General features: G+C 69.7%; 30 protein-coding genes, 2 tRNA genes and 1 other RNA gene. 18 read left to right on the top strand and 15 right to left on the bottom strand.

Translation table 11 applies throughout. The features are described from left to right. Window positions 1-12: 12 nt before the first annotated feature. Window positions 13-2,325, bottom strand: coding sequence for a DNA polymerase III subunit gamma and tau (locus AB0J97_RS02985; RefSeq protein WP_364083695.1), 2,313 nt, complete (start codon window positions 2,323-2,325; stop codon window positions 13-15). A 31-nt stretch (window positions 2,326-2,356) separates the two neighbouring features. Next, window positions 2,357-2,452: signal recognition particle sRNA small type (gene ffs / locus AB0J97_RS02980), an RNA gene on the bottom strand. Between the two features lie 106 nt (window positions 2,453-2,558). On the opposite strand from ffs, the gene AB0J97_RS02975 reads away from it, so the two are divergent. Both AB0J97_RS02975 and AB0J97_RS02970 read left to right on the top strand, forming a co-directional pair. Then, window positions 2,559-2,646, top strand: a tRNA-Ser gene (locus tag AB0J97_RS02975). 101 nt (window positions 2,647-2,747) lie between these two features. Next, window positions 2,748-3,530, top strand: a complete 783-nt coding sequence (locus tag AB0J97_RS02970; RefSeq protein ID WP_364083692.1) for a class I SAM-dependent methyltransferase — start codon at window positions 2,748-2,750, stop codon at window positions 3,528-3,530. Window position 3,531: 1 nt separating this feature from the next. On the opposite strand, the gene AB0J97_RS02965 is transcribed toward AB0J97_RS02970, so the two are convergent. Continuing rightward, the gene (locus AB0J97_RS02965) at window positions 3,532-3,951 is read right to left on the bottom strand and encodes an SRPBCC family protein (protein WP_364083689.1); all 420 of its coding nucleotides are present in this window, start codon (window positions 3,949-3,951) and stop codon (window positions 3,532-3,534) included. A gap of 80 nt (window positions 3,952-4,031) precedes the next feature. Further along, window positions 4,032-4,859 (bottom strand): aldo/keto reductase, encoded by an 828-nt coding sequence (locus AB0J97_RS02960; RefSeq protein WP_364083686.1) that lies wholly within the window; start codon window positions 4,857-4,859, stop codon window positions 4,032-4,034. Between the two features lie 35 nt (window positions 4,860-4,894). Here AB0J97_RS02960 and AB0J97_RS02955 point away from each other — a divergent pair, with 35 nt between their 5' ends. Together AB0J97_RS02955 and AB0J97_RS02950 are read left to right on the top strand one after the other, a co-directional pair. Next, on the top strand, window positions 4,895-5,818 hold the full coding sequence (locus AB0J97_RS02955) for a hypothetical protein (protein ID WP_364083683.1): 924 nt from the start codon (window positions 4,895-4,897) through the stop codon (window positions 5,816-5,818). Between the two features lie 55 nt (window positions 5,819-5,873). Then, a complete protein-coding gene (locus AB0J97_RS02950) occupies window positions 5,874-6,350 on the top strand; it encodes a hypothetical protein (RefSeq protein ID WP_364083680.1) in 477 nt (158 codons plus the stop codon). Window positions 6,351-6,356: 6 nt separating this feature from the next. On the opposite strand, the gene AB0J97_RS02945 is transcribed toward AB0J97_RS02950, so the two are convergent. After that, window positions 6,357-6,998, bottom strand: coding sequence for a LysE family translocator (locus AB0J97_RS02945; protein ID WP_364083677.1), 642 nt, complete (start codon window positions 6,996-6,998; stop codon window positions 6,357-6,359). Between the two features lie 88 nt (window positions 6,999-7,086). Between AB0J97_RS02945 and AB0J97_RS02940 the strand changes: the two genes are divergently transcribed. The 4 genes from AB0J97_RS02940 (at window position 7,087) to AB0J97_RS02925 (ending at window position 9,727) form a co-directional block, all read left to right on the top strand. Next, window positions 7,087-8,049: a neutral zinc metallopeptidase gene (locus tag AB0J97_RS02940; RefSeq protein WP_364083674.1), complete on the top strand. Its 963-nt coding sequence runs from the start codon at window positions 7,087-7,089 to the stop codon at window positions 8,047-8,049. Window positions 8,050-8,103: 54 nt separating this feature from the next. Then, window positions 8,104-8,961, top strand: coding sequence for a neutral zinc metallopeptidase (locus AB0J97_RS02935; protein ID WP_357693416.1), 858 nt, complete (start codon window positions 8,104-8,106; stop codon window positions 8,959-8,961). Between the two features lie 45 nt (window positions 8,962-9,006). Next, window positions 9,007-9,303 (top strand): type II toxin-antitoxin system VapB family antitoxin, encoded by a 297-nt coding sequence (locus AB0J97_RS02930; protein ID WP_357693414.1) that lies wholly within the window; start codon window positions 9,007-9,009, stop codon window positions 9,301-9,303. 109 nt (window positions 9,304-9,412) lie between these two features. Beyond that, complete coding sequence (locus AB0J97_RS02925) at window positions 9,413-9,727, top strand: hypothetical protein (RefSeq protein ID WP_357693412.1); 315 nt, start codon at window positions 9,413-9,415, stop codon at window positions 9,725-9,727. A gap of 40 nt (window positions 9,728-9,767) precedes the next feature. Here AB0J97_RS02925 and AB0J97_RS02920 read toward each other — a convergent pair. The 4 genes from AB0J97_RS02920 to AB0J97_RS02905 form a co-directional block, all read right to left on the bottom strand. Continuing rightward, window positions 9,768-9,857, bottom strand: a tRNA-Ser gene (locus AB0J97_RS02920). Window positions 9,858-9,867: 10 nt separating this feature from the next. Next, a complete protein-coding gene (tadA, locus tag AB0J97_RS02915; RefSeq protein WP_357693410.1) occupies window positions 9,868-10,338 on the bottom strand; it encodes a tRNA adenosine(34) deaminase TadA in 471 nt (156 codons plus the stop codon). 11 nt (window positions 10,339-10,349) lie between these two features. Beyond that, window positions 10,350-10,826 carry a tRNA adenosine deaminase-associated protein gene (locus AB0J97_RS02910; protein WP_357693408.1) on the bottom strand — a complete coding sequence of 159 codons (477 nt, stop codon included), beginning with the start codon at window positions 10,824-10,826 and terminating at the stop codon, window positions 10,350-10,352. Between the two features lie 18 nt (window positions 10,827-10,844). After that, window positions 10,845-11,360 carry a tRNA adenosine deaminase-associated protein gene (locus tag AB0J97_RS02905; RefSeq protein WP_364083668.1) on the bottom strand — a complete coding sequence of 172 codons (516 nt, stop codon included), beginning with the start codon at window positions 11,358-11,360 and terminating at the stop codon, window positions 10,845-10,847. A 149-nt stretch (window positions 11,361-11,509) separates the two neighbouring features. Between AB0J97_RS02905 and upp the strand changes: the two genes are divergently transcribed. The 6 genes from upp (at window position 11,510) to AB0J97_RS02875 (ending at window position 15,584) form a co-directional block, all read left to right on the top strand. After that, entirely contained in the window at window positions 11,510-12,148 is a 639-nt protein-coding gene (gene upp, locus AB0J97_RS02900; RefSeq protein WP_357693404.1) for a uracil phosphoribosyltransferase, read from the top strand. A gap of 210 nt (window positions 12,149-12,358) precedes the next feature. Further along, window positions 12,359-12,583, top strand: coding sequence for a hypothetical protein (locus tag AB0J97_RS02895; protein WP_352318442.1), 225 nt, complete (start codon window positions 12,359-12,361; stop codon window positions 12,581-12,583). A gap of 97 nt (window positions 12,584-12,680) precedes the next feature. Next, a complete protein-coding gene (locus AB0J97_RS02890) occupies window positions 12,681-12,839 on the top strand; it encodes a hypothetical protein (protein WP_352318444.1) in 159 nt (52 codons plus the stop codon). Further along, window positions 12,836-13,369, top strand: coding sequence for a PH domain-containing protein (locus tag AB0J97_RS02885; RefSeq protein ID WP_125640563.1), 534 nt, complete (start codon window positions 12,836-12,838; stop codon window positions 13,367-13,369). The genes AB0J97_RS02890 and AB0J97_RS02885 overlap by 4 nt, the downstream gene beginning before the upstream one ends. Before the next feature lie 96 nt (window positions 13,370-13,465). Next, a complete protein-coding gene (locus AB0J97_RS02880) occupies window positions 13,466-14,809 on the top strand; it encodes a helix-turn-helix transcriptional regulator (RefSeq protein WP_364083663.1) in 1,344 nt (447 codons plus the stop codon). 100 nt (window positions 14,810-14,909) lie between these two features. Continuing rightward, window positions 14,910-15,584, top strand: a complete 675-nt coding sequence (locus AB0J97_RS02875; protein WP_357693399.1) for a FadR/GntR family transcriptional regulator — start codon at window positions 14,910-14,912, stop codon at window positions 15,582-15,584. A gap of 7 nt (window positions 15,585-15,591) precedes the next feature. Here the strand turns inward: AB0J97_RS02875 and AB0J97_RS02870 are convergent, their stop codons facing one another. Further along, window positions 15,592-16,434, bottom strand: a complete 843-nt coding sequence (locus AB0J97_RS02870; protein ID WP_364083660.1) for an SDR family oxidoreductase — start codon at window positions 16,432-16,434, stop codon at window positions 15,592-15,594. Continuing rightward, a complete protein-coding gene (locus AB0J97_RS02865; protein WP_364083657.1) occupies window positions 16,431-16,718 on the bottom strand; it encodes an antibiotic biosynthesis monooxygenase in 288 nt (95 codons plus the stop codon). The genes AB0J97_RS02870 and AB0J97_RS02865 overlap by 4 nt, the downstream gene beginning before the upstream one ends. Window positions 16,719-16,781: 63 nt before the next feature. Here AB0J97_RS02865 and AB0J97_RS02860 point away from each other — a divergent pair, with 63 nt between their 5' ends. After that, the gene (locus AB0J97_RS02860; protein ID WP_357693395.1) at window positions 16,782-17,237 is read left to right on the top strand and encodes a helix-turn-helix domain-containing protein; all 456 of its coding nucleotides are present in this window, start codon (window positions 16,782-16,784) and stop codon (window positions 17,235-17,237) included. Window positions 17,238-17,241: 4 nt separating this feature from the next. Here the strand turns inward: AB0J97_RS02860 and dnaN are convergent, their stop codons facing one another. The 3 genes from dnaN to AB0J97_RS02845 all read right to left on the bottom strand — a co-directional run bounded on the left by dnaN (window position 17,242) and on the right by AB0J97_RS02845 (window position 20,535). Beyond that, a complete protein-coding gene (dnaN, locus tag AB0J97_RS02855) occupies window positions 17,242-18,339 on the bottom strand; it encodes a DNA polymerase III subunit beta (protein ID WP_364083653.1) in 1,098 nt (365 codons plus the stop codon). 124 nt (window positions 18,340-18,463) lie between these two features. Continuing rightward, on the bottom strand, window positions 18,464-19,117 hold the full coding sequence (locus tag AB0J97_RS02850) for a response regulator transcription factor (protein ID WP_357693392.1): 654 nt from the start codon (window positions 19,115-19,117) through the stop codon (window positions 18,464-18,466). Further along, entirely contained in the window at window positions 19,117-20,535 is a 1,419-nt protein-coding gene (locus tag AB0J97_RS02845) for a histidine kinase (protein ID WP_364083650.1), read from the bottom strand. Before AB0J97_RS02845 ends, AB0J97_RS02850 begins: the two co-directional genes overlap by 1 nt. Window positions 20,536-20,644: 109 nt before the next feature. Between AB0J97_RS02845 and AB0J97_RS02840 the strand changes: the two genes are divergently transcribed. Continuing rightward, on the top strand, window positions 20,645-21,550 hold the full coding sequence (locus tag AB0J97_RS02840) for an ABC transporter ATP-binding protein (RefSeq protein WP_357693388.1): 906 nt from the start codon (window positions 20,645-20,647) through the stop codon (window positions 21,548-21,550). Beyond that, window positions 21,547-22,278: an ABC transporter permease gene (locus AB0J97_RS02835; RefSeq protein WP_364083647.1), complete on the top strand. Its 732-nt coding sequence runs from the start codon at window positions 21,547-21,549 to the stop codon at window positions 22,276-22,278. The genes AB0J97_RS02840 and AB0J97_RS02835 overlap by 4 nt, the downstream gene beginning before the upstream one ends. A gap of 5 nt (window positions 22,279-22,283) precedes the next feature. On the opposite strand, the gene AB0J97_RS02830 is transcribed toward AB0J97_RS02835, so the two are convergent. After that, window positions 22,284-23,195 (bottom strand): SMP-30/gluconolactonase/LRE family protein, encoded by a 912-nt coding sequence (locus AB0J97_RS02830; protein ID WP_357693384.1) that lies wholly within the window; start codon window positions 23,193-23,195, stop codon window positions 22,284-22,286. Window positions 23,196-23,251: 56 nt separating this feature from the next. Between AB0J97_RS02830 and AB0J97_RS02825 the strand changes: the two genes are divergently transcribed. Further along, window positions 23,252-23,683, top strand: a complete 432-nt coding sequence (locus tag AB0J97_RS02825; protein WP_364083643.1) for an Lrp/AsnC family transcriptional regulator — start codon at window positions 23,252-23,254, stop codon at window positions 23,681-23,683.

Here is a 23,683-nt window from a genome sequence, read left to right as displayed (position 1 = left end):
GGGCGGCCGTCGTCAGGTGTGGTCGATCTCGCCGATGACCTGGGCGCCGAGTTCGCGTTGCAGCAGGGCCATGCCGGAGACGGCGTCCACGTCGGCGTCGGCGTCGTTCAGCGGGTCGACTTCGTCGGCGTCGGCGGCCTTGTCACGACCGGGGATGGCGCTCGGCCACGCCGCCGCGCCGCCCGCGCGCGAGGCGGGGGCACGTGGCCCCGCCTGGGCGGCCGCCTTGGCAGCCGACCGCGCGGCGGCCAGGCCCGCTCCGGCCGGCGCACCGGCGGGCTGCCGGGCGGTCACGGTCTGGGTGGGGTCGGGGCTCGGCGGGGAACCGGGGCTGAGGTCGTCGGGCGCGTCGGGCCAGGACTCGTCGGTGGTCGGGGGCGCGGACGCGGCGGCCGGAGGTTGGCCCGGGTCCGGGGATGCCTGGTCGTCCTGGGAGCCGCCGTGGGAGCCGGATCGCCCCTGGGAGGTCGCCTGGACGCCGGCCCCGCCTTGCGGACTGGTCGTCGCCTGACCGGCGGCCGGGGCCGCCTGCGGCGCGGGGGCGGCGTGGCCGCCGGACGGCTGCTGCTGGCGTGCGGGGCCGCGGGTGGCCTGGGGCGCCGGTGAGCCGCCGACCACCGCCTCGACCCGCCAGGTGCCGCCGAGCACGTCGCCGAGCGCGGTCGCCACGACGGCGTCCTTGCCGCCGCCCGTGAAGTTCTTCATCGCGCCGACCTGGCTGAACCCGAGCGTGACCAGGTTGCCTTCGACGCCTACGACCTGCGCGTTCGTGCTGACGTTGGCCCAGACCACGATGCTGCGCTGCTTGAGCGCGGCCAGCACGGCGGGCCACTGCTGCTGCATGCCGCCCGCCCCGCCCGCGACCGGGCCGGACGCGACCGGAGCCGCAGCCGGAGCGGTGGGGGCCGGTGCGGGCGCGCCGGAGACCTGGGCCGCCGCCGAGCCGGGACGTACGGGCTCGGGCCAGTCGTCGGCCCCTCCGCTCACAGGCGCGGGACCGTCGACGGGCGTCGCGGGCTCCTGAGCCACCGCGTCGTGACCGGCGGCCACGGGCGCGGCGACCTGGACGGCCGGAGGAGCGACGGCGGGAACGGGCACGTCATGGCCGCCTGAAGCCGCCGGACGCGGGATCGTCACCGCGCCCGCCCTGGAGGCCATCTGGGCGACCGTGCCGCCGCGCTCCAGGCGTTCGAGCCGGGCGAGCAGGGACGCCTCACCCTGCGAGGCGCCCGGCAGCAGGACGCGCGCGCACATGAGTTCGAGCAGCAGGCGCGGCGAGGTGGCGCCGCGCATCTCGGTGAGCCCCGCGTTGAAGATCTCGGCCGCGCGGGTGAGCTCGGCGGGTCCCATCGAGGACGCCTGCTGCACCAGCCGCTCCAGCTCGTCGGCGGGACGGTCGAGCAGCCCGCTCGACGCCGCCTCGGGCACATTGGCCAGGATCACCAGGTCGCGGAAGCGCTCCAGCAGGTCGGAGGCGAAGCGGCGCGGGTCGTGGCCGCCCTCGATCACCCGGTTGACCGCCTGGAACACCTGGCCGCCGTCACGCGCGGCGAACGCGTTGACGACCTCGTCGAGCAGGTCGCCGTCGGTGTAGCCGAGCAGGGAGACGGCCTTGGCGTAGGTGATGCCGTCCTCCTCGGCCCCGGCGAGGAGCTGGTCGAGGATGGAGAGCGAGTCACGTGCCGAGCCGGCGCCCGCGCGTACGACCAGTGGCAGGGCGGGCGGCTCGAAGGGCACGCCCTCGGAGGTGAGGATCTCCTCCATCAACACCTTGAGCGTCGCCGGCGGCATCAGCCTGAACGGATAGTGGTGCGTACGCGACTTGATGGTGCCGATGACCTTTTCCGGCTCGGTCGTCGCGAAGATGAACTTCAGGTGCGGCGGAGGCTCCTCGACGAGCTTGAGCAGCGCGTTGAAACCCTCGCGGGTCACCATGTGCGCCTCGTCGATGATGTAGATCTTGTAGCGCGCCGACACGGGCGCGAAGAAGGCGCGTTCGCGCAGGTCACGGGCGTCGTCGACGCCACCGTGGGAGGCCGCGTCGATCTCGATGACGTCGAGGTGGCCGGGGCCGGTCGGGGCGAGCGCGACACACGACTCGCAGGTGCCGCAGGGGTCGGGCGTCGGGCCCTGCTCGCAGTTGAGAGAGCGGGCGAGAATCCGCGCGCTGGAGGTCTTGCCGCATCCACGGGGGCCGCTGAACAGGTAAGCGTGGTTGATGCGGCCCGTACGCAACGCCTGCCGCAGCGGATCTGTGACGTGTTCCTGACCCTTGACCTCGGCGAAGGTCCCGGGTCGATACCTGCGGTAAAGCGCAAGGCTCATGCGACCATCCCGCCTGCGAGGGGGCTCTCAACGAAGAGACCCCCCGCACACCCGCCAGAGCCCGCTTATCCTTGCTGCCTTCCGGCCCTGGGGAGGTTCACAGGATGACGCCGCGCGAGGGGTCCCTGGACAGTCTAACCGGCCTCAGCAGTGCTCGCTCCACGGTTCGGGCCAAGAGCGTCCCGGAAAAATCGCGGTCACCACAGTGCTGGAAGTCCGGTAAGCTCGTCGGCGGAGGATTCGCCTAGTGGCCGAGGGCGCACGCTTGGAAAGCGTGTAAAGGGCAACCTTTCAGGGGTTCAAATCCCCTATCCTCCGCCAGTTCGGAAGGGGTGTGCCGTGATCACGGCACACCCCTTCCGGCTTTCCGGCTCCGGTTGGGGGCGGCTTCGAGGTTCTGGTGTTCTTCTATGGTTCCGTTCATGGAGGACCTGTTCGGAAGCGCTGCGCCGTACTACGCCAGATACCGCCCGGACCACGGCCCGGCGACGACGGAGCACCTGGCGACGACGCTCGGGACGGACGGGCGCGTCCTTGATCTCGGTTGCGGCCCCGGGACCATCGCGATCCCCTTGGCCCGCCGGATGAAGGCGGTAGTCGCCGTGGACCCGTCGCTGGAAATGCTCGCGGAGGGCAGACGGCGGGCCGAGGGGGTCACCAATATCACCTGGCTGCACGGCGATTCGACCGTACTGCGCGCGTTGCCGCCGTTCGAGCACGTGGTGATGGGCCGGTCGTTCCATTGGATGGACCGCAGGTCCGTACTGGTGGACCTGGACGAGCTGCTGCCACCCGGCGGCGCGGTGGCGCTTGTCGGCCCGGCGCGGCGACCGGGAGGGCCGTGGCAGCCGGACGCGCAACCGTGGCAGCCGGTCGAGAGGCGGGTCTGCGAGGAGTTCGGGCTCGACATCCACACCGCCGCCAACTCCTTCCACGCCACCGGCGAGCACCACGACGACGTCCTGGCCGCCTCCCCCTTCAGCATCCTGGGGTCCCAGGTGTTCACCCGAAGGCTGACCTGGGATGTGGACGGCCTGATCGGCCTCCAGCTCTCCTACTCCTACAGCTCGCCCGCCCGCCTCGGCGACCGTCTGCCCGCCTTCGTCAAGGCACTGCGACAAGCGCTCCTCGACGACAATCCCACAGGCCGGTGGGAGCAGCGACTGACCACCGAGGTGCTGGTCGCCAGGCGGCCCGGGCGCTGACTCAGGTGGCCAGGACGTTGTGCAGGGCTTCGAGGCCGTCGCGGAAGATGGTGGTGAACAGGTCGACCGCCTCGCCCTCGCTCACCCCCACCGGCGTGAAGCATCCCGACCACTGCACCTCGGAGGCGTCCTCGCGGCCGGGAACGGCGTGGACGCGCAGGGTGGAGAGGTAGCCGGTGACGGGGAAGGGCGCTTCGACGATGGCGTAGGTGTAGTGGCGCTCCGCCTCGCTGAAGTCCATGAGGCGTTCGACGATCACTTCGCCGTCCGGGTTGGTCAGCCGGCGGACGCGGCCGCCTTCGAGCATGGTGCTCTCGGGGATGTACGGAAGCCAGTCGATCAGGGCGTGGAACCCTCCGATGAGATCCCAGACCCGCTCCGGGGAGGCGGGCAGGACGCGGCTGACCGAGGTCGTTGCCATGGTCGTTCTCCTGGTGGTCGTTCTCCTGGTGGTCGTTCTCCTGGTGGTCGTTCTCCTGGATCGTGGCGGTACGGGCGAGGTCAGGCGCCGCCGGGGAGCGGGGCGGCCGGGCTGACCAGGCCGAGGGCGCGCAGTTCCTCCCAGAACGCGGCGGGCACGGTCTCGTTCAGCGCGGCGACGTCCTCGGCGATCCGGCTGGGACGGGTGGCCCCTGGCACAGCGGCCACGGCCACCGGATGGGCGAGGGAGAACTGCAGGGCGGCCGCCTTGATGCTGACGCCGTACCGCTCGGCGAGGGCCTTGATCTGGCCGACGCGCTCGACGATCTCCGGTGGCGCCTGCTGGTACTCGAAATGGGTGCCGCCGGCGAGGACGCCGGAGCTGTAGGGCCCGCCGACGACCATGCTGACGTCCTGCTCCTCGGCCATGGGCGGCGGCAGCCGTTGCAGGGCGTGCTCGTGGTCGAGGAGCGTGTAGCGGCCGGCGAGCAGGAAGCCGTCGGGCTGGGGTTCGTCCAGGGCGAGGGTCAGCTCGATCGGCTCGGTGCGGTTGACGCCCAGGCCCCGGCCCCGGATCACGCCTTCGTCTCGCAGCCGGGCCAGCACCCGGAACGCCCGGGTACGGGCCTCCTCGAACTTCTGCAGCCACACGTCGCCGTGGAAGTCCTGGACGATATCGTGCACCCAGACGATGTCCAGCCGGTCGACGCCCAGTCGCTTGAGGCTGTCCTCGATCGACGTTCGGTGGCGGGAGCGGTCCATTCGTCGAGCATCCGGTTCGGGCGGCCGTGCTCGAACAGCCCAAGGTGGCGGGCTTGCCTCGCGCGACGGCCCGCGACAAGTGTCTGGAGTCCAATTCCCTGCAGGCCGGAGGTCGCACTTCGTGTGGGTAGAGAGCGGTCCCCCCAAGCCGAACGGCCTTCTTTACGCTGGTCCAGCCCGGCGTGATCAAGCGCTCCGGCATCCCCGACCCGAAGGACACACCCGTGGCCCGCATGCTTCGCCACCTCGATGAAGAGCTTCGCCTGTTCTACGGAAGGCTCTGCCTGTACGGCGGCACCGAGATCCCGGAGTTCAGCGACGACGAGTCGGAGGCCACCCACGAGACGGTGACCGTCCGCCTGGAGGCATGGGACGTCGAGCCGCCGGAGCCGGGCCCCGACTGGAGAGCGATCGAGCAGACGGGCTTCACGGCCGCGACCGGAGTCGTTCAGATGGGGGTGTTGGACGGCAATGGCGGTGATTTCCTGATCGGTCCGCCCTGGTTCGAGTACGGCCTGACCGTGCACGTCCACAGCGCGAACATGCTGCGCTGGGTGTTCCGGTTCTGGCCGATCCGGGATGTCTTCGACCCGCTCGTGCACATGAGGCCGAAGGAACCGGCCGGAGCCGCGCTGGAGCACCGCCGGGTGCCCGTTCCCGTCACGGAGGCCGGGCAGTGGGCGGCGATGCGGCAGGACAGGTTCAGGTCCCCGCAGGAAAGCGTGTCGTGGACGGCCCCGGCGCAGGATCTTCTCGGCGCCGATCCGATCGCCCGCAAGTTCAGCCTGCTTCAGCAGGATCCGGTCTCACGTGCGCTGAACCCCGATCACGTGCCCACCTTCCCGGCTTCCGTGGATTCGGACCGGAACCCGGGCGAGACCTACCGGATGTGGCGCTGGGAGACGTGGACCGCCGACGGCCGCCCGCCGGACGGACACCTTCGGACGGGCAGGATCGTGCACCTGCGTGACGTCCACGAGGGCCGGGTGCTGGCCTCGGGCATCGTGACGGTGCTCCACACCGAGGACGGGCGTCGCCACGTCCGGGACGCCGAACCCCACGAGGCCGCCCGGGTCGTCTGCGCCGAGGAAACCTGGACGGAATGACGCGATCCTCGGAACGGGTGGCAAGAACGGAATTCGTCAGGATATCTTGACGGTCATGACTCTGAGCATCGCCGATCTTCCCGGCCACGAGGGCTTCGCCGCGCCCGTCCTGCCCGACGGGGAGCTGGCCTCGACGTCCAGCGCCTTCACCAGGTCGTACGTCGGATACCAGGCCGCGTGTTCGTGCGGGTGGGCCGATCGGCGGCGGTATCCGGCGACGCCCGAGGGGGCCAAGGAGGCGGAGTACCGGTGGTGGAGCAGGCACACGCCGCCACTGCTCGCCGCCGCCCCGCCCGCCTGGCTGGTGACCAAGTCGAACCTGCTGTGCGAGCAGGTCGTGAAGCTCTCCGCTGATCGTCCGCTGGCCGCGCTCACCCTGCTGTCCCAGCTGGAGAGCTGGCAGCGCACACTGCTCGACCAGGCCGTCGCCGGAGCGCGCGAGAACGGCGCCTCCTGGACGGAGATCGGCGAGGCCATGGGCATCTCCAAACAGGCGGCCCACGAACGCTTCAGGGCCCAGGTGAGCCGGTAGAGCCCGTCAGGCCGGCACGAGGGCCTTCGAGCGGTCGGCGACCATGCGTACGGCGAAGACGCCGAGCACCGTGCCCATCGCGTACCGCTGCACCCGCAGCCACACCGGACGACTGGCGAGGAAGGCGGCGAGGCCGCCGGCCGAGACCGCGATCAGTGCGTTGACGAGCGTGCCGATCGCGATCTGCACCGAGCCGAGCGCGAGGCTCTGCAGCAGCACGTGACCCAAGGCCGGGTCGATGAACTGCGGGAGCAGCGACAGGTACAGGATCGCGATCTTGGGATTCAGCAGGCAGGTGAGCAAGCCCATGGCGAACAGCTTCCGCGGCCGCTCGACCTCCAGCTCCCGTGGCTGGAAGACCGACGCGCCGCCCGGCCTGATCGCGTTCCAGGCCATCCAGAGCAGGTACGCGGCCCCGGCCAGCTTCAGCGCCGTGTAGGCCACCGGCACGTACGCGAACACGGCCGTCAGTCCGAGGCACGTCGCCGTCAGGTACGTCATGAACCCCAGCGCGACGCCCACGAGCGAGATCAGCCCGGCGCGGGGCCCCTGGCTGATCGAGCGGGACACCAGATAGATCATGTTCGGCCCCGGCGTCAGAACCATGCCCAGGGACACCAGCGCGATCCCGATCAACCCACCCGTCATGGCGGCAGATTAACCGACAAATGCGGAAAAATCACGCTCGCACATAGTGCTCTGCGTAATCACCTGACTACGGGGGATGAAGCAGGGTATGCAGTTCGACGATGACACCCCACTCGACCCCTCACAGGTCGAGGACGTCCGGGCCTCCGGCTCCCAGCCCGGCCGCGGCGGCGGCGGTGGCTGGGGCGGGATGCCGGGCGGCGGCTGCATGTTGCCCATCGGCGGCCGTGGCGGCGGCTGCCTGCTGCTGGTCCTGGCCGTGGCCGGGCTGTTCCTGTTCAAGCTCGCCCCCTCGCCCTTCCGCGGCGACGAGGGCGGCGAGCAGGGCGGCGGACGCTACCCGAGCGCCCCCGGCCAGCTCTCCCCCAGCGGCAACCTCGCCGAACGCTGCCGTACGGGCGCCGACGCCGACCAGGCGGAGGACTGCCGGATCGTCGGCACGGTGAACAGCATCCAGTCCTACTGGCGGCAGGCGTTCAAGGAGCGCGACAAGGAGTACACGCCGGCCAAGACCGTGCTGTTCTCGCGGGCCGTGAACACCGGCTGCGGTCCGGCCGACTCGGCCGTGGGCCCGTTCTACTGCCCGAGCGACCGCAAGGTCTACCTGGACCTGGCCTTCTTCGACACCCTCCAGCGCGACTTCGGCGCCGAGGGCGGCCCGTTCGCCCAGGCGTACGTGGTCGCCCACGAGTACGGCCACCACGTCCAGAACCTGTTCGGCACCATGGACAAGGTCGGCAACAACAGCAGGCCGGGCGCCAACAGCGCGTCCGTGCGCCTGGAACTGCAGGCCGACTGCTACGCCGGCGTCTGGGCGCACAACGCGGTCAAGACCGGCTTCTACCGCGAACCTTTCACCCCGGCCGACATCAACCAGGCCCTCGACGCCGCCGCGGCGGTCGGCGACGACAGCATCCAGCGCCGCTCCCAGGGCCGCGTCACCCCCGACGCCTTCACCCACGGCACCTCGCAGCAACGCGAGAAGTGGTTCGGCGTCGGGTACGACACCGGCGTCCCGGAGAGATGTGACACCTTCTCGAATGGCATCTAGGCGGCCAGTTGGGGAAGCTCTGTAGCGGGCAGCACCCCAGAAGGGACGTCAGATATGGATTTCAAGGACGACGTCAACCTCGATTCGTCGCAGGTCGAGGACGTCGGTGGTCGCGGTGGCGGTGGGTTCTCGGGCGGCGGCTTCCCCGGCGGCATGGTCCTCGGGGGCGGCGGGATCGTCGGCCTGATCGCCTTAGTGCTGGTGTTCGTGCTCAACAACCTGGGCGGCGGCGGTGGCGACGGCGAGCCCGCGCAGAAGCAGCCTCCGGCCAAGCTCTCCCAGGAGTGCAAGACGGGCAAGGACGCCGATCAGTCGGAGAAGTGCCGCGTCGTGGGCGTGGTCAACAGCATCCAGGACTACTGGAAGCAGGAGATCTCCGGCTACCGGACGTCGAAGACGGTCCTGTACTCCGGCAGCCTCCGTACCGGCTGCGGCGCGGCCAGCTCCGCCGTCGGCCCGTTCTACTGCCCCAGTGACCAGCGTGTCTACCTCGACCTGAGCTTCTTCGACCAGCTCCACAGCCAGTTCGGTGCCAAGGGCGGCCCCTTCGCCCAGGCTTACGTGATCGCCCACGAATACGGCCACCACGTCCAGGACCTGCGCGGCGCCCTCCAGTCCGACACCGGCAGTTCGGTCCCCGTCGAGCTCCAGGCCGACTGCTACGCCGGCGTCTGGGCGCAGAACGCGGTCAAGACGGGCTTCTACGAAAAGCCCTTCACCCAGTCGGAAATCGCCGAGGCCCTGGACGCCGCGGCCGCCGTGGGCGACGACAGAATCCAGCAACGCACGAGCGGCAGAATCGATCCCGAATCGTTTACGCACGGCTCGTCCGAGCAACGCGTCAACGCCTTCCAGCGCGGCTACCAAAACGGCCGGCCCGGCGACTGTGAACAGTCTGAGCTGGGCCGATAGCCCCGGAGAACGCACGGGGTCGAATTCTCTCCTAAAATGAGGTGGGTGATCTTCAAGCTCGTCGGCGACGGACGCCCTTATCCCGAACACGGTCTGACGAACCGAGAGTGGGCGCAGATCCCTCCCAGGCAGGTCCGACTCGACTCGTTGATCACCACGAAGGCCATGCTGGACCTGCATTCGCTGCTCGCCGCCGACTCCACCTTCTACGGCGACCTGTTCCCGCACGTGGTGCAGTGGAAGGGCGAGCTCTATCTGGAGGACGGCCTCCACCGGGCCCTGCGCGCGGCCCTGCACCAACGGTCGATCCTGCACGCCAGAGTCCTGGATCTGCCCAGCTGAAACGCGCCGGAAAAGGGAGCCGTCATTCGCGGCTCCCTTTTTCATGTGTCAACCTGATCGACGTGCCGTGCGTCACGTCCGCGTCTTTCGACATCCTTTGGAGAATGCCGTGTCGTATCCACCGCCACATGGGCCGTGGCCGCCACCCGGATACGGCCCGCCGCACTACTCCCACCAGCCGGTCCAGGAGTACTTCGAGGAGCCGGGGCCCATCGACAATCGCAACCTGATCGTGTTGCTGGCGATCGGGCTGCCGCTGTTGCTCCTCAGCGCCTGCGGCGCCCTGTTCTTCGTCCTGACCGACGACGGCCGCCCGGAGTCCCGCGCCGGCGAGACGGTCCAGACGCAGGTCGTCGAGGACAGCCCGCCCGACATCCAGCTCAACCTGAACCCGCCGTCCGACGGGCCCACCCAGCAGCCCTGAGGGCAAAAGAAAAGGGCCTCCGAGGTCGTCGGAGGCCCGATGGCGGTGGTGGTGGGATTTGAACCCACGGATGAGTTGCCCCATCACACGCTTTCGAGGCGTGCGCCCTCGGCCACTAGGCGACACCACCGCGGACGAGCTTACCGGATTCTGCGAGTGGCGAAGAACTCCTTAAGGACAGCGGAGCACTCTTCGGCCAAGACACCCATGACGACCTCGGGCCGGTGGTTGAGTCTCCGGTCACGTACGACGTCCCAGAGCGAGCCCACGGCGCCGCCCTTCTCGTCCACGGCGCCGTACACGATCCGGTCGACCCGGGCGAGCACGGCCGCGCCCGCGCACATCGTGCAGGGCTCCAGGGTGACCACCAGTGTGCAGCCGGCCAGCCGCCACTGCCCGCGCAGCGCGGCGGCCCGCCTGAGCGCGAGCACCTCGGCGTGCGCGGTGGGATCGGCGGCGGACTCGCGATCGTTGCCCGCCGCGGCCAGCACCTCGCCGAGCGGCCCGAGGACGACGGCGCCGACGGGGATCTCGCCCCTGCCCCCGGCCGCGACGGCCTCGGCCAGGGCCAGGCGCATCGCTTCCTCGTGGGCCGCTTCCTCGTGGGTCACTTTCTCGTGGGTCAACGCAACCGGTCGAGCTCGTCGGCGAACGACAGCCGTTCGGCGATCACCGAGAGGACGTCGGCGGGCAGCAGGCCCTCCTCCATGCTCAGCTCCAGCAGCTCCTCCGAGCTCACGCCGAGGTCGCTGAGCAGCTCGAAGTCACCGGCGGGACGGATGCCGAGGCCGTTGCCCTCCTTGTCGGGGGCCACGCCGGCGAACTCGGCGAACAGCTCCCCCATGCCGTTGGAGGTGATCGCGTGCACGTCCGACAGGAACACCCGGGGCTCGTCCTCGCCGCGGTAGCGGGCGATGGCGAACCATTCGTCCTCGACCTCGACGCAGAGCAGGGCCAGCTCGTCGCCCGTCAGGCCCAGGGCCTCGATGACGGCATCGCCGAAGTCGTCGACGATCTCCGCGTGGCGCAGGTCGACCTCTGCACCGGTCCAGCCGTCGGAAGTCCTGACAAAAGCCGCAGAGAAGGTGTTGGACGCCATGCCCGCACTCCAGGGGGGTCAGCCGAAGACCGTTTCGATGGCACGCTCGAACGGCTCGGAGAAGCCGAGCCGCGCGGCGATGCTGGACAGCACATCTTCGGGGAGGAGATCGATGTCGCCGGAGAGGATGCCCAGCTCCATCTCGTCCAACCCGAGATCGGCGAAGATCGACAGATCTCCCGCCGGCAGCACGGTCTCCTCGTCCTGGAGGATCTCGTCGAGCTCCTCCTCGTCGGGGACCGGCACGTCGAGGTAGCGCAGCACCTGGCGGGCGAGCGGGAAGTCCCAGGAGGCGGCGATGTCGGACAGGAAGACGTCGACCCGGTCACCGAGGACGCGCAGCGCCACGAAGAACTCGTCGCCGACCGCGACCAGGCCGATCGTGCCGCTCTCGCTCGGCTGCTGCCTGAGGGCCTGGATCAGGCCCTGGAGGTCGGACGTGAGCGTGACGGGCAACAACTCCGCGTGCCACCGCTCGTCCTCGCGATAAATCACGATGGCGAAGTCGAGCGCATCTTCGTCTGTCATCGTCATCCCCACCCGAGCCTCTGACACGACAGGTTCGCACCAGGCCCCAATCGTTCCAGAACAGGCCACGCGGCGTGTGCCTCTCCGACCAAATTGTGATCAAAACCAAAGGCCCGAGATGCCACCACTCCGTCCACCGGATACCGTTGGCCTCTATGGAAACCCTCGTCGTCGACCATCCGCTCGTGGCCCACAAGCTCACCACGCTGCGCGATGTCCGCACCGACTCGCCGACCTTCCGCAGGCTCGCGGACGAGCTGGTGACGCTGCTGGCGTACGAGGCGACGCGCGACGTACGGGTCACCGACGTCACCGTCCAGACCCCGGTCTCCCCCGCCCACGGCGTGCGCCTGGCCAAGCCGCAGCCGCTGGTCGTGCCCATCCTGCGCGCCGGGCTCGGCATGCTCGACGGCATGACGCGGCTGCTGCCCACCGCCGAGGTCGGCTTCCTCGGGATGATCCGCAACGAGTCCACCCTCCAGGCCGAGACGTACGCCACCCGCCTGCCCGACGACCTGTCCGGGCGTCAGTGCTTCGTCGTCGACCCGATGCTCGCCACGGGCGGCACGCTCGCCGCGGCCGTGCAGTTCCTGTTCGACCGGGGCGCGGTCGACGTCACCGCCATCTGCCTGCTGGCCGCCCCCGAGGGCCTGGCGTACATGGACAAGGTGTTCGCCAACTCCGGCAAGCCCATCCGCGTGGTCACCGCCGCCCTCGACGAGCGGCTCAACGAGAACGGCTACATCGTCCCCGGCCTCGGCGACGCCGGCGACCGCCTCTACGGCGTGGTCTGACCCTTCCATCGGCTCCCCTTCTCCTTACGCTGGGTCGTCACTTCGTTACATACTGTGGTTGGGTGGGTACGAAGAGACAGGAAGGGAACTTCCGCATGCGCGTGGGGGAAGCACGATGAGCGACATGCCCGGTGTCAAGGGGTCCTCGTGAATGAGCGAGCACCCGGCAACAGCAGTGCCCCGTCTCATGCGACCAGCACAGGAGGGCGCATGAGCGAGCACACCGAGGCGGACCCGACTCCGTACGCGGAGGTGGAGGCCGCACTCCGCGACGAGTTCGCCGGCGTGCACTCCTCGACCACCGTAACGCGCTGTGTGGAAGCAGCGCACTACGGCGCGCTGGAAGTCACCGGTTATGCGCATCCGAGCCTTGTGGAACGCATCGCCCGGAAGCACCTTCACGTCCTGGCGCTGGTCGCCAGCGAACGTGGCTAAGCAAGATCAAAACTAACCCGCCAAGTTACCTTTACCCCGGCTAGCGGGTGGGTAATGTATACGGCGGGTGGAGTGGGTTAGTGGCACGGAGGCGACAGTGCAGGTCAAAAAAGTCCTCACATACGGTGGTATCGCGTTTGTGGCGTACTACCTGTTCGCGCGACCAGCTGATGCCGCAGACGCGGTGAAGGGAGCGTTCGACACGGTGTTCAACGCGGCCGACTCTCTGGCCCAATTTGTGAACAATCTCGCATGAGACTGGTGACCCACGGGGACTCTGCTCCGTCGTCGGTCAACCGCTACCTCCTCCCCAACGAACAACAGGTCATCATGGTGCGGCGTCATCCCGCCGTACTTCTGCGTCCGGTCGCCGAGGTCTTCGGCGGCCTGGTCGTCGCCGGGCTCCTCAGCAAGTTCTTCGGTGGTGGGGAGTCCGGCGGCACCGCGCTCGTCGTGGTGTGGTGGCTGTGGCTGCTGCTGCTCGTCCGCTTCGTATGGAAAGTCGCGGAGTGGTCGGTCGATTACTTTGTGGTGACGTCCAAGCGCATGTTGCTCACCACAGGGTTGATCACGCGCAAGGTCGCGATGATGCCGCTCGGCAAGGTCACCGACATGAGCTTCCAGCGATCTCTCCTGGGGCGCATGCTCGGTTACGGCGAGTTCATCCTCGAGTCCGCTGGTCAGGACCAGGCTCTGTCAACGGTCGAGTACATTCCGTATCCGGAGACCCTCTACCTGGAGGTCTGCCAGATGCTTTTTCCCAGCAAGGACGAGAGCGACGATTAATCTCGACGTGGCAAATTCTTCACGCGGGGATACCAGATTCGGCCACTTCATGCAATCATTGCGTGTTGTTGACCCTTCCCCGCCTTGAGAGATGAGATGCCGAGTCAGGGAACCATCGGTGACCGCGTCCGTGGACTGCGGCTGAACAGGCGGATGTCCCAGGCCCAGTTGGCCGGACCCGACCTGTCTGACAGTTATGTCTCGCTCATCGAGTCGGGCAAGCGTACGCCGACTCCTGTCGTGGCCCGCCTCCTCGCCGAGCGGCTGGGATGCACCACCGAGTTCCTCCTGCACGGCATCGAGCCGAGGCAGCGCATCGACACCGAGCTGGGTCTCCGCCATGCCGAGCTGGAGCTGCAGCACGGCGACCCCGCGGTTGCGGCCGACCGTTTCACGGAGATCGTGAAGGCCGCCGACGAGGAGAACGCCATGCTCACCGCGCACGCCCGGTTCGGCCGGGCCCGTGCGCTGGAGGTGCAGGGGCGTCTCGGGCAGGCCGTCGAGGCGTTCGAGCGGCTGCGCAGGGAGGCCGCCGCGCATCCCGAGCGCCTGGCCGACCTGCCGCTCACGATCGCGCTGAGCCGCTGCTACCAGCGGGCCGGCGACCGGTTGAGGGCCCGTGACCTGGCCGCGTCCGCGCTGGAGCAGGCCGAGCGGCTGTCCATCTCGCAGGGCGAGATCGCGGTCGACCTGGCCACCGCTCTGGTCGAGGCGCGCAGCGAGCGTGAGGGCGACTCCCCCGAGCTCGAGTACGTCAAGAGGGTGCTGGACAACAGCGGCGTTCCTGAAGTTATGGACCGTTCCGAGGAAATCCACGCGCTGTGGCAGGCGAGTTCCGCCGCCGCCGCCGGGGAGGACTCCGCGCTGGCCGTGCGCCTGGCCGACGACGCCATCATGGCGGGCCGTCAGGCCCGGCTCGCGCTTCAGCTCGCGCGGGCGGCCATGCACTGGTCCAGGCTGGTCACCGCGCCCCTCGACGAGGCCGAGCGGCTGGCCGCCGCCGCGTCGCGCGCCTTCGCCGCCTCTCCCGGCAGCGTCCGTGAGCACGGCGAGAGCCTGATCGCGCACGCGCGGGTCCGGCTGCGGGCGGGCGACCAGACGGGCGCCGCCGAGCTGGCCACCACGGCGCTGGGGCTGGCCCACGACGGTTCGGGCACCACGCCGGCCGAGGCGAACCTTCTGCTCGCCACCGTCGCGCTCGACCTCGACGGCAGTGCCACGACGCAGCTCCGCACCGCGCACGAGATGCTCGACTCGCTCGACCGTCCGGTGTTCGGGTCCGACAGGCAGGCCGCCCGCTGCTGGCGCGAGCTGGGTGACCTCTACGGCAGGGTCGGGGCGAGAGCACAGCAGACCGCGGCATATCGTAAAGCCCTTGAAGCTGCCGGAGTTCGCTCGGCATTGGCAGGGGTGACGGTAGACGCCACGGTCGCGCACTGAACCTCCGGGAGCTCCAGATTTGGACTTTTGAGTCTGGAATAATTAGGGTCTACCAGTCATTGACTCATAGGATGATTGGTTTCCCCGGAGGAGGCGGACTGTGAGTCTGCGTACGGCGCAGCGGGCTTCGCTCGTCGACCAGGTGATCGATCAGCTCAAGGAGCAGATCACCTCAGGGTCGTGGCAGATGAACGGCAAGATCCCCACCGAGACGGTGCTCGCCGAGCAGCTCGGGGTGGGGCGCAACACCGTTCGCGAGGCCGTACGTGCGTTGACGCACGCCGGGCTGCTGGAGTGCCGTCAGGGGGACGGCACTTACGTCCGGGCGACCAGTGAGCTGTCGGGGGCGATGCTGCGCCGGCTGCGCCAGGCCGAGCAGCTGGAGATCCTTGAGGTGCGGCGCGCGCTGGAGGTCGAGTCCGCCCGGCTGGCCGCGACCCGCCGCACCGACGAGGACATCCGCCGCATCGAGGCCGCGCTGGCCGAACGCGACCGCGCCTGGGAGCTGGACGACCCCGACTTCTTCGTCGAGGCCGACCTCGCCTTCCACATGGCGGTCGCGCACGCCACCCACAACCTCGTGCTCATCGACCTCTACGAGGACTTCTCGGCGGCTCTGCGGGCCAGCATCACGGCTGCGGGCACGTCGTTCAACAAGAGCTACATCCCGCACGACGCCATCGCCCGTGCCATCGCCGCCGGGGACGCCACCGCGGCCGAGCGGGCCGGGCACGCGTGCATGGAGCACATCCTCATCGCCCTCACCGACGCCTGACCGGCTGTCAGGCGGCGGGACGCAGCTCGGCCGCATGGTCCTTCGCGAACTCGGTGAAGGACCGGCCCGGGCGTCCCGTCACGTCGGTGAAGGCCGTCGTCGTGAGGTCGCCCCAGTTCCCGGAGTACGCGTTGAGGTACTCCCTGGTGACGGCCGCGTCCCACTCGCGCAGGCCGGCGTCGAGCATCGAGCGGTAGGCGTCGTCGGGTGCCACGGGCTGGTAGGCGATCGGCGTGCCGTAGACCTCGGTCAGGGCGGTGGCCGCCTCCCCCAGCGAGATGCTGGCCGGGCCCGTGAGCGTGTAGGTGCGGCCCTTGTGCGACGCCGGGTCGCGCAGCACCGCGGCGGCGAAGTCGCCGATGTCGCGGACGTCGATCAACCCGATCCTGCCCTCCCCCGTGCCGCCGTAGAGGGTGTCGCCGTTGACCGAGCCCAGCAGGTTCTGCATGAAGAAGGCCGGGCGGATGACGGTCCAGTCGAGGCCCGAGGCGGCCAGCTCGACGTCGGACAGGGCGTGCAGGCGGCCGTTGCGGGTGGGGGCGTCGTGGGCGGCCCCGATGGCCGACAGGCGCACGACGTGACGCACCCCCGCCTTCCTGGCCGCCCAGAGGGCGTTCATGCTCGCGTGGGGCGCCTGGGGGCCCATGGCGGTCAACAGCCACAAGGTGTCGACGCCCGCGAAGGCCGCGTCGAGCGTGGCGGGATCGTCGAGGTCGCCGACGGCCACTTCGACGCCCGCGGGGGCCTTGGCCGCGTCGCGCACCAGGACGCGCACGTCGGTCAGGTCGCCGAGGGACCTCAGCACGGCGCCGGAGACGGTGCCGGTGGCACCGGTGATCAGGATGGTCATCGCAATGTCCCCTCTTCTGCGGAGATCAACTCGTCGATCAGGTCGAAGAACTTCTGGATGCCCGGCAGGTTCGCCCCCTTGGCGCGGGAGGCGGCGAAATCGTCGCCCGAGCGCCAGTCGACGATGTCCAGCCATTCGTCGTCGGACAGGCGGACGAGCCTGGCGCCGAGGAAGCCGGCGCGGTCGGCCGCGAAGTCGGCGAGCATGTCCGGGCGGGCCGCCAGCAACTGGTCGGCACGCTCCGGGGACACTCTGAATCTGGTGAGTTCCACCGTCGTCGTCATGCCACGACAATATAGTAAGAATCAGTGACAGTCAAAATTAGTGACTAAATGGAGGGCCGACACGTGCGCAGGAGTCATCGCAAGCAGGACGAACCAGACCTCGGTGTCCTGGCGGGGCGCACGCTCTTCGCCCTGCAGGGCGAGCTCTTCGCCAAGCTGGCCGAGCAGGGGCATCCGGGTCTGCGGCCGCGGCACGGGGCGGTGCTGGCCTACCTGGACGAGGAGGGCAGCAGGGCGACCGACCTGGCGGCGCAGTCGGGGCAGCACAAGCAGGTGATCGGCACGCTGGTGGACGAGCTGGTCGCGCTCGGCTACGTGGAACGCCAGCCCGACCCGGCCGACCGCCGGGCCAAGCTGATCGTGCCCACGGAGAAGGCGCTGGACCACATGACCAGGTCGGACGCCATCATCGCCGAGATGGAGGCCGCGCACGCACAGGCCGTGGGCGAGCAGGCGTACGCGGAGTTCAAGAGGGTCTTCAAGCTGGTCGCCGAGCGGCAGACGGGCGCGGCGGGATGACGGCTCAGGTCAGGCGCAGCGACATGACCAGGTAGCGGAAGGCGGGCTGGGCGTCGCCCGGGACGTCCTGGATGAGGGCGGGCCTGGTCGGCGACTCCATGTTGATCCTGGCCAGCTCGGTCTCGATGCCGGTCAGGCCGTCGAGCAGGAACTGCGACTGGAAGGCGATCTGGATGTCGTCGCCGCGCAGGTCGCATCCGACCACCTCGGTGCCGCGCCCGATGTCGCCACCGCCCGCCTGGATCAGCACCTGGCCCTGCGAGAACGACAGCCGGATCGCGGTGTTGCGCTCGGCCACCAGAGCCACTCGCTTGATCGCGTTGACGAACGGCGTCACCGCGACGTCGGCCCTGATCGACCAGTCGGAGGTCAGCCTGGCCCGGTAGTCGATGAACTGCTCGTCGAGCAGGCGCACGGTGGTGCTGCGGCCGACGCTCTCGAACCCGGCCACGCCGTCGCCCATCGCGACCGACACCTCGCCGCCGCGCAGCGACTTGGCCACCTCCACCAGCACCTTCGCCGGCACCATGGCCGAGACGGCGACGCCCGGCGCGGCCGGACGCCAGACGAAGTCGTGGGCGGCGATGCGGTAGCGGTCGGTGGCGGCCATCGCCACGGACTCGCCGTCGATGTCGACCCGGATGCCGGTGAGCATCGGCAGCGTGTCGTCGCGGCTGGCCGCGGGCGCGACCTGGCTGACCGCGGTGGCGAACACGCCGCCGCCGATCGCGCCGATGCTCGGAGGCATCGTCGGCAGGGCCGGGAAGTCTTCGACCGGCATCGTGATCAGCCCGAATTCGGCGCTCCCGCAGGTCAGCACGGCCTCGGCGCCCTCGGTGACGATCTCGACGTCTTCGGCCGGCAGGCTGCGGCTGATCTCGGCGAGCAGCTTGCCGGGGATGAGCACGCTGCCGGGCTCGGCCACGTCGGCGTCGACCCGGGCGCGCGCGGAGACGTCGTAGTCGAAGGCGGACAGGGTCAGCTCGTCGCCCGCCTCCAGGAGCAACCCGGAAAGTACGGGCACCACCGGGCGGCTGGGCAGGACTCTGGCGGCCCATGCCACCGCATCTGCCAGTACATCGCGGTTAACCCGGATCTTCACGAGGATCCACCCTTTCGTCGCGCCGTGCCTCTATGAAAATAGCCGCTCCCACCGACAACTCCGGCTGAGACCGGGCACGACTGGGCGGCCAGTGACCATTGAGCCTGGTGGGGCAGGAAGGGCGTCAGGCCCGGCTGTTCAGGTATGCGAGCACGGCGAGGACGCGGCGGTTGTCGTCGTCGGAGGGGGCCAGGCCGAGCTTGGCGAAGATGCCGGCCGTGTGCTTGGCGACGGCGCTCTCGCTCAGGTAGAGCCGCTGGGAGATCGCGGCGTTGGAGCGGCCCTCGGCCATGGCCTCCAGCACCTCGCGCTCGCGCGGCGTGAGCGCGGCCAGCGGCTCGTTCCTGGCGTTGCTGGCCAGCAGCTTGGCGATCACCTCGGGGTCCATCGCGGTGCCGCCCTCGGCCACCCTGCGCACGGCGTCGATGAACTGCTCCGCGTTGAACACCCGGTCCTTCAGCAGGTAGCCGATGCCGCCCGAGCCGTCGGCCAGCAGCTCGCGGGCGTAGAGCTGCTCGACGTGCTGCGACAGCACGAGGACGGGCAGCCCCGGCACCTGCGCGCGGGCGGTCAGCGCGGCCTGAAGGCCCTCGTCGGTGAACGTGGGCGGCAGCCGTACGTCGACGACCGAGACGTCGGGACGCAGCTCCAGCAGGGCCTTCAGCAGCTCGGGGCCGCTCTCGACCGCGGCGACGACCGTGAAGCCGTGCGCCTGCAACAGGTGGACCAGGCCGTCTCTGAGCAGGTAGAGGTCTTCGGCGACCAGCACCCGCTTCATCAGCAGGACCCCAGACCACCGACGCGGCCGAGTACGAGGCTTCTGTTGTGGACGAGCCGGATACGCATGGCCGCAATGTACATGATGGTGCCAATGGCGATGTTGAACACGATCAGCGGCCATTGCAGGGGTTCGGGCAGGTAGAGGGCGAGGAACCAGCTCCGCTCGTCGATGTGGGCCGCCTTGAAGACGGCCGTGACGAGGCCCTGGGGGAACAGCGGGCACCAGGCCGTGGCGTACAGGACGGCGATCGTGGCGGCCTTCCTGGGGGGCAGCTTGGTCTGCTCGGCCTGGTCGGGGAGCACGTGCGGGATGTCCAGGGTGACGACGGTGGGGCCGCCGGGCGGGCTGTGCAGGGCCAGCACGCCGTCGAAGGCGGCCAGGCGGCGTTCGATGCCGGTCAGGCCGCTGCCCGCTGCCGGGTCGGCGCCGCCCATGCCGTCGTCGCGGACGGTGATGCGCAGGGCCGCGCCGTTGACGCTGATGTCGATGGCCGCCGACTCGGCCCCGCTGTGCCGGGCGGCGTTGGCGAGCAGCTCGCTGATCGCGAAGTAGGCCGCCGCCTCCACCGGGGGCTCCAGGCGTTGGGGCAGCTCGACGTCCACCGTGACGCGCAGCGGGCTGTCCATGGCCAGGGCGCGTACGGCGTCGGCCAGGCCGCGCTCGGCCAGCACCGGCGGGTGGATGCCGCGGATGACGGTACGCAGCTCGGTCAGGGTCTCGGCCGAGGCGTCCCTGGTCTTGGCCAGCAGGACCTTGGCGGCGGCCGGGTTGTCGTCGATGAGCTGCTCGACCGCGCCCAGCGTCATGCCGATGGCCACCAGGCGGGCCTGGGTGCCGTCGTGCAGGTCGCGTTCGATCCTGCGCATCTCGGCGGCCTGGGAGTCGGCGGCGAGGTTGCGTACCTGCCTGAGATGGATGAGCTGGCCGGACAGGCGGCTGGCGGAGGTGGCGCCGAGCAGGAGGCGGACCATGAGGGCGTACAGCCGCAGGCCGCGCCCCGGGAACACGACGAACAGCGGCAGCAGCCCGACCTTGACGATCGGGTCGAGCACCAGCCAGAGCGTGTCGCGCCAGGTCGCCGGGTCGGTGAGCAGCCACTTGAACCGGTCGTTCCAGGCCGGCATGCGCGGCGACTTGTACAGCGTCCGGTCGACGCGGTAGAGGCCGTCGGACATGGGGACCGGCGGCGGCGGCTTGGGGAGGTAGGGCGGCTCGATCTCGATGCCGGTCCACGCGCGCAGCAGGCCGCGGTGCTTCTCGGCCGTGCGCCGGACCATCCGGGCCTGCCACGGGAAGAAGAAGACCATCCCGAGCCCGAACGACAGCGTGATCATGGCGCCGGCCAAGGGGATCAGCACGATCTCGACCAGCAGCAGCGCGTACAGGGCCGCGACCTGCCCGAACCTCTGAAGCATGCTCCCAGTCTGCGCCAACATCCGCGCCGGGAACACTGCACCTAGATACACCCTTGCCCGGCATCTACCGCGATTCCGCGGAAAAGCCGGGACTCCTAGCGTCGATGCCATGAAGGTGATCGAAGTGAGGAACCTGCGCAAGCAGTATCCGAACCACCTCGCGGTGGACGACGTGTCTTTCGAGGTCGCCGAGGGTGAGATCTTCGGCATCCTCGGCCCCAACGGCGCCGGCAAGACCACGACCGTGGAGTGCGTGGCGGGCATGCGCTCATCGGACGGCGGCACCGTACGCGTGACGGGCCTGGACCCACGCCGCGACCGGGACGAGCTGCGCCAGGTGCTCGGCATGCAACTGCAGAGCGCCGCGCTGCCGGAGAAGATCAAGGTGTGGGAGGCCCTGGACCTGTACGCCTCCTTCTACCCCGACCCCGCCGACTGGAGGGAACTGCTCGAACACGTCGGTCTCGGGCACAAGCGCGACGCCACGTTCAAGAACCTCTCCGGCGGCCAGCGGCAGCGGCTGTCGGTCGCGCTGGCGCTGGTGGGCCGGCCGCGGGTGGCGGTGCTCGACGAGCTGACCACCGGCCTCGACCCGCAGGCCCGCAGGGACACGTGGGAGCTGATCGAGCAGGTACGCGACTCGGGCGTGACGATCGTGCTGGTCACGCACTTCATGGAGGAGGCCGAGCGGCTCTGCGACCGGCTCGCGCTCATCGACGCGGGCAAGGTGGTGGCCACCGACACGCCCGCGGGGCTGATCGCCCAGGTGGGGGCCGAGCAGCACGTACGGTTCCGCCCCTCGGGCCCGTTGGACGACGCCGTGCTGCTGGCGCTGCCCGAGGTGCGCGAGGTCGTCAGGCACGGCGGGCAGGTCTCGGTTTCGGGCACCGGCAACCTCGCCCATGTGGTCACGCTGGCCCTGGCCCAGCACCAGATCATCCCCGCCGACCTGCGCATCGAGCAGGCGACCCTGGACGACGCGTTCCTCGCGCTCACCGGAAGGAAGTTGTCATGACGAAGATCCTGCTCGTGGAGGCCAAGCTGCACCTGCGCGACTGGCCGTTCATGATCTTCACCATCGGGTTGCCGGTCGGCCTGCTGCTGGTGCTGGGGCTCAGCGTGCCGGACATGACCAAGCCCGACGCATCCGGGCTGCGGTCGGTGGACGCCCACATGCCGGCCATGATGACCCTGCTCGCACTGCTGACGCTGGCCTGCAGCGTGCTGCCCACCGTGCTGGCCGGCTACCGGGAGCAGGGCGTGCTCAGGCGCATGTCCACCACGCCGGTGCATCCGGGACGGCTGCTGGCCGTGCAACTCGTGGTCAACCTGACCGTCGGGGCCGTGTCCACGGTCGTGCTGATCGTGGCCGGGATGGCGGCGTTCGGGACGTCGGCGCCCAGGCAGTGGCTCGGGTTCGTGCTGGTCTTCCTGCTCGGCACCGCCGCGCTGATGGCCATCGGCCTGGTGATCGCGGCGCTGGCGCCCAACGGGAAGGCGGCCTCGGGGATCGGGTCGGCGGTGATGTTCCCGCTGATGTTCGTCGGGGGCATGTGGCTGCCGCGCGAGATGATGCCGGACGCGCTGCGCAAGGTCAGCGACTTCTCCGTGGCCGGGCCCTTCGCCCAGGCGCTCAAGGACACCTGGGCCGGACAGGCCCCCCAACTCCTGCACGTGGTGGTGATGGCCGCAGGGCTGGCGGTGTTCGGGGGCCTGGCCGTGCGGCTGTTCCGGTGGGAGTAGGGACGTCAGCGGCGGGCCCAGACCGGGCGGGCGCCGGTGACGTTGGTCATCAGGGAGTAGAGCGAAGAGGAGGAGGCGATGAACAGCCTGTTCCTCTTCTGCCCGCCGAACACCAGGTTCGCCGTGTTCTCCGGCAGCCTGAGCCGGCCGATCAGGGTGCCGTCGGGGTCGTGGCAGAGCAGCGCCTTGCCGGCCGCGGCCCAGACGCGGCCGGTGTCGTCGAGGCGCAGGCCGTCGAAGTTGTCGGCCGGGGTGCCCTCGGCGAAGACCTTGCCGCCCGACAGCGTGCCGTCCTCGCCGACCTCGAAGACGCGCAGGTGCCTGGCCCTGGTGTCGGCGACGTACAGGAGCTTCTCGTCGAGGGAGAAGGCCAGGCCGTTGGGACGGACGAAGTCGCCGGCCACCATGCGCACCTCGCCGGTCACCGGGTCGGCGCGGTAGACGTGGCAGCCGTCGATCTCCTGCTCGGCCACGACGCCCTCGTAGTTGCTGGTGATGCCGTACGGGGGGTCGGTGAACCAGACGGAGCCGTCGGAGCGCACGACGGCGTCGTTGGGGCTGTTGAGGCGTCTGCCCTGCCAGCGGTCGGCGATGACGGTGATCGAGCCGTCGTGCTCGGTGCGGGTGACGCGGCGGTTGCCCTGCTCGCAGGAGATCAGCCGGCCCTCGCGGTCGATGGTGTTGCCGTTGGTGTAGCCGGACGGCTGCCGGAACGTGCCGACCGTGCCGGTCGTCTCGTCCCAGCGGAGCATGCGCTCGTTGGGGATGTCGCTCCAGACCAGGTAACGGCCGGCCGGGAAGTAGACCGGGCCCTCGGCCCATCGGGTGCCCGTGTGGAGGCGTTCGAGCCGGTCGTCGCCGCCGATGCCGGCGAAACGCTCGTCGAGGGCTTCGAACTCGGTGGGGATCGTGTCCATGACGACCACCATACGACATTCGGTCATATCGACATTCCGCCGTATAGGATTCAGCAATGGACGAGATCGACAGGTCACTGATCGGGTTGTTGCTGGAGGACGCGACGCAGTCGTACGCGGCGCTCGGCAAGGCGGTGGGGCTGTCCAGCGGGGCGGCGCACGAACGCGTACGGAAGCTGCGCGAGCGCGGCGTGATCAGACGGACCACGATCGAGGTGGACCAGGACGCCCTGGGCCGCACGGTGACCGCCTACGTCCTGGTGGACGGCGCGACCTGGATGGGCGACACCGCCGGCCCGCTGGCCGCGATCCCCGCCGTGGAGGAGGCCCACGTCATCGCGGGGCCGGCGTCGCTGCTGGTCAAGGTGCGCACGTCCAGCACCAAGGAGCTCCAGGACGTCCTGCGCCAGATCTTCGAGGTGGACGGCGTGACCGGCACCCAGACCATCGTCGTGCTGGAGACGTTCTTCGAGCGAACCCTCAAGTAA

It is taken from the genome of Nonomuraea sp. NPDC049607 (assembly GCF_040675375.1).
GTDB lineage: Bacteria > Actinomycetota > Actinomycetes > Streptosporangiales > Streptosporangiaceae > Nonomuraea.
Note: the sequence above shows the minus strand (reverse complement) of the source record. Positions and strands in the feature narration are given on the sequence as shown.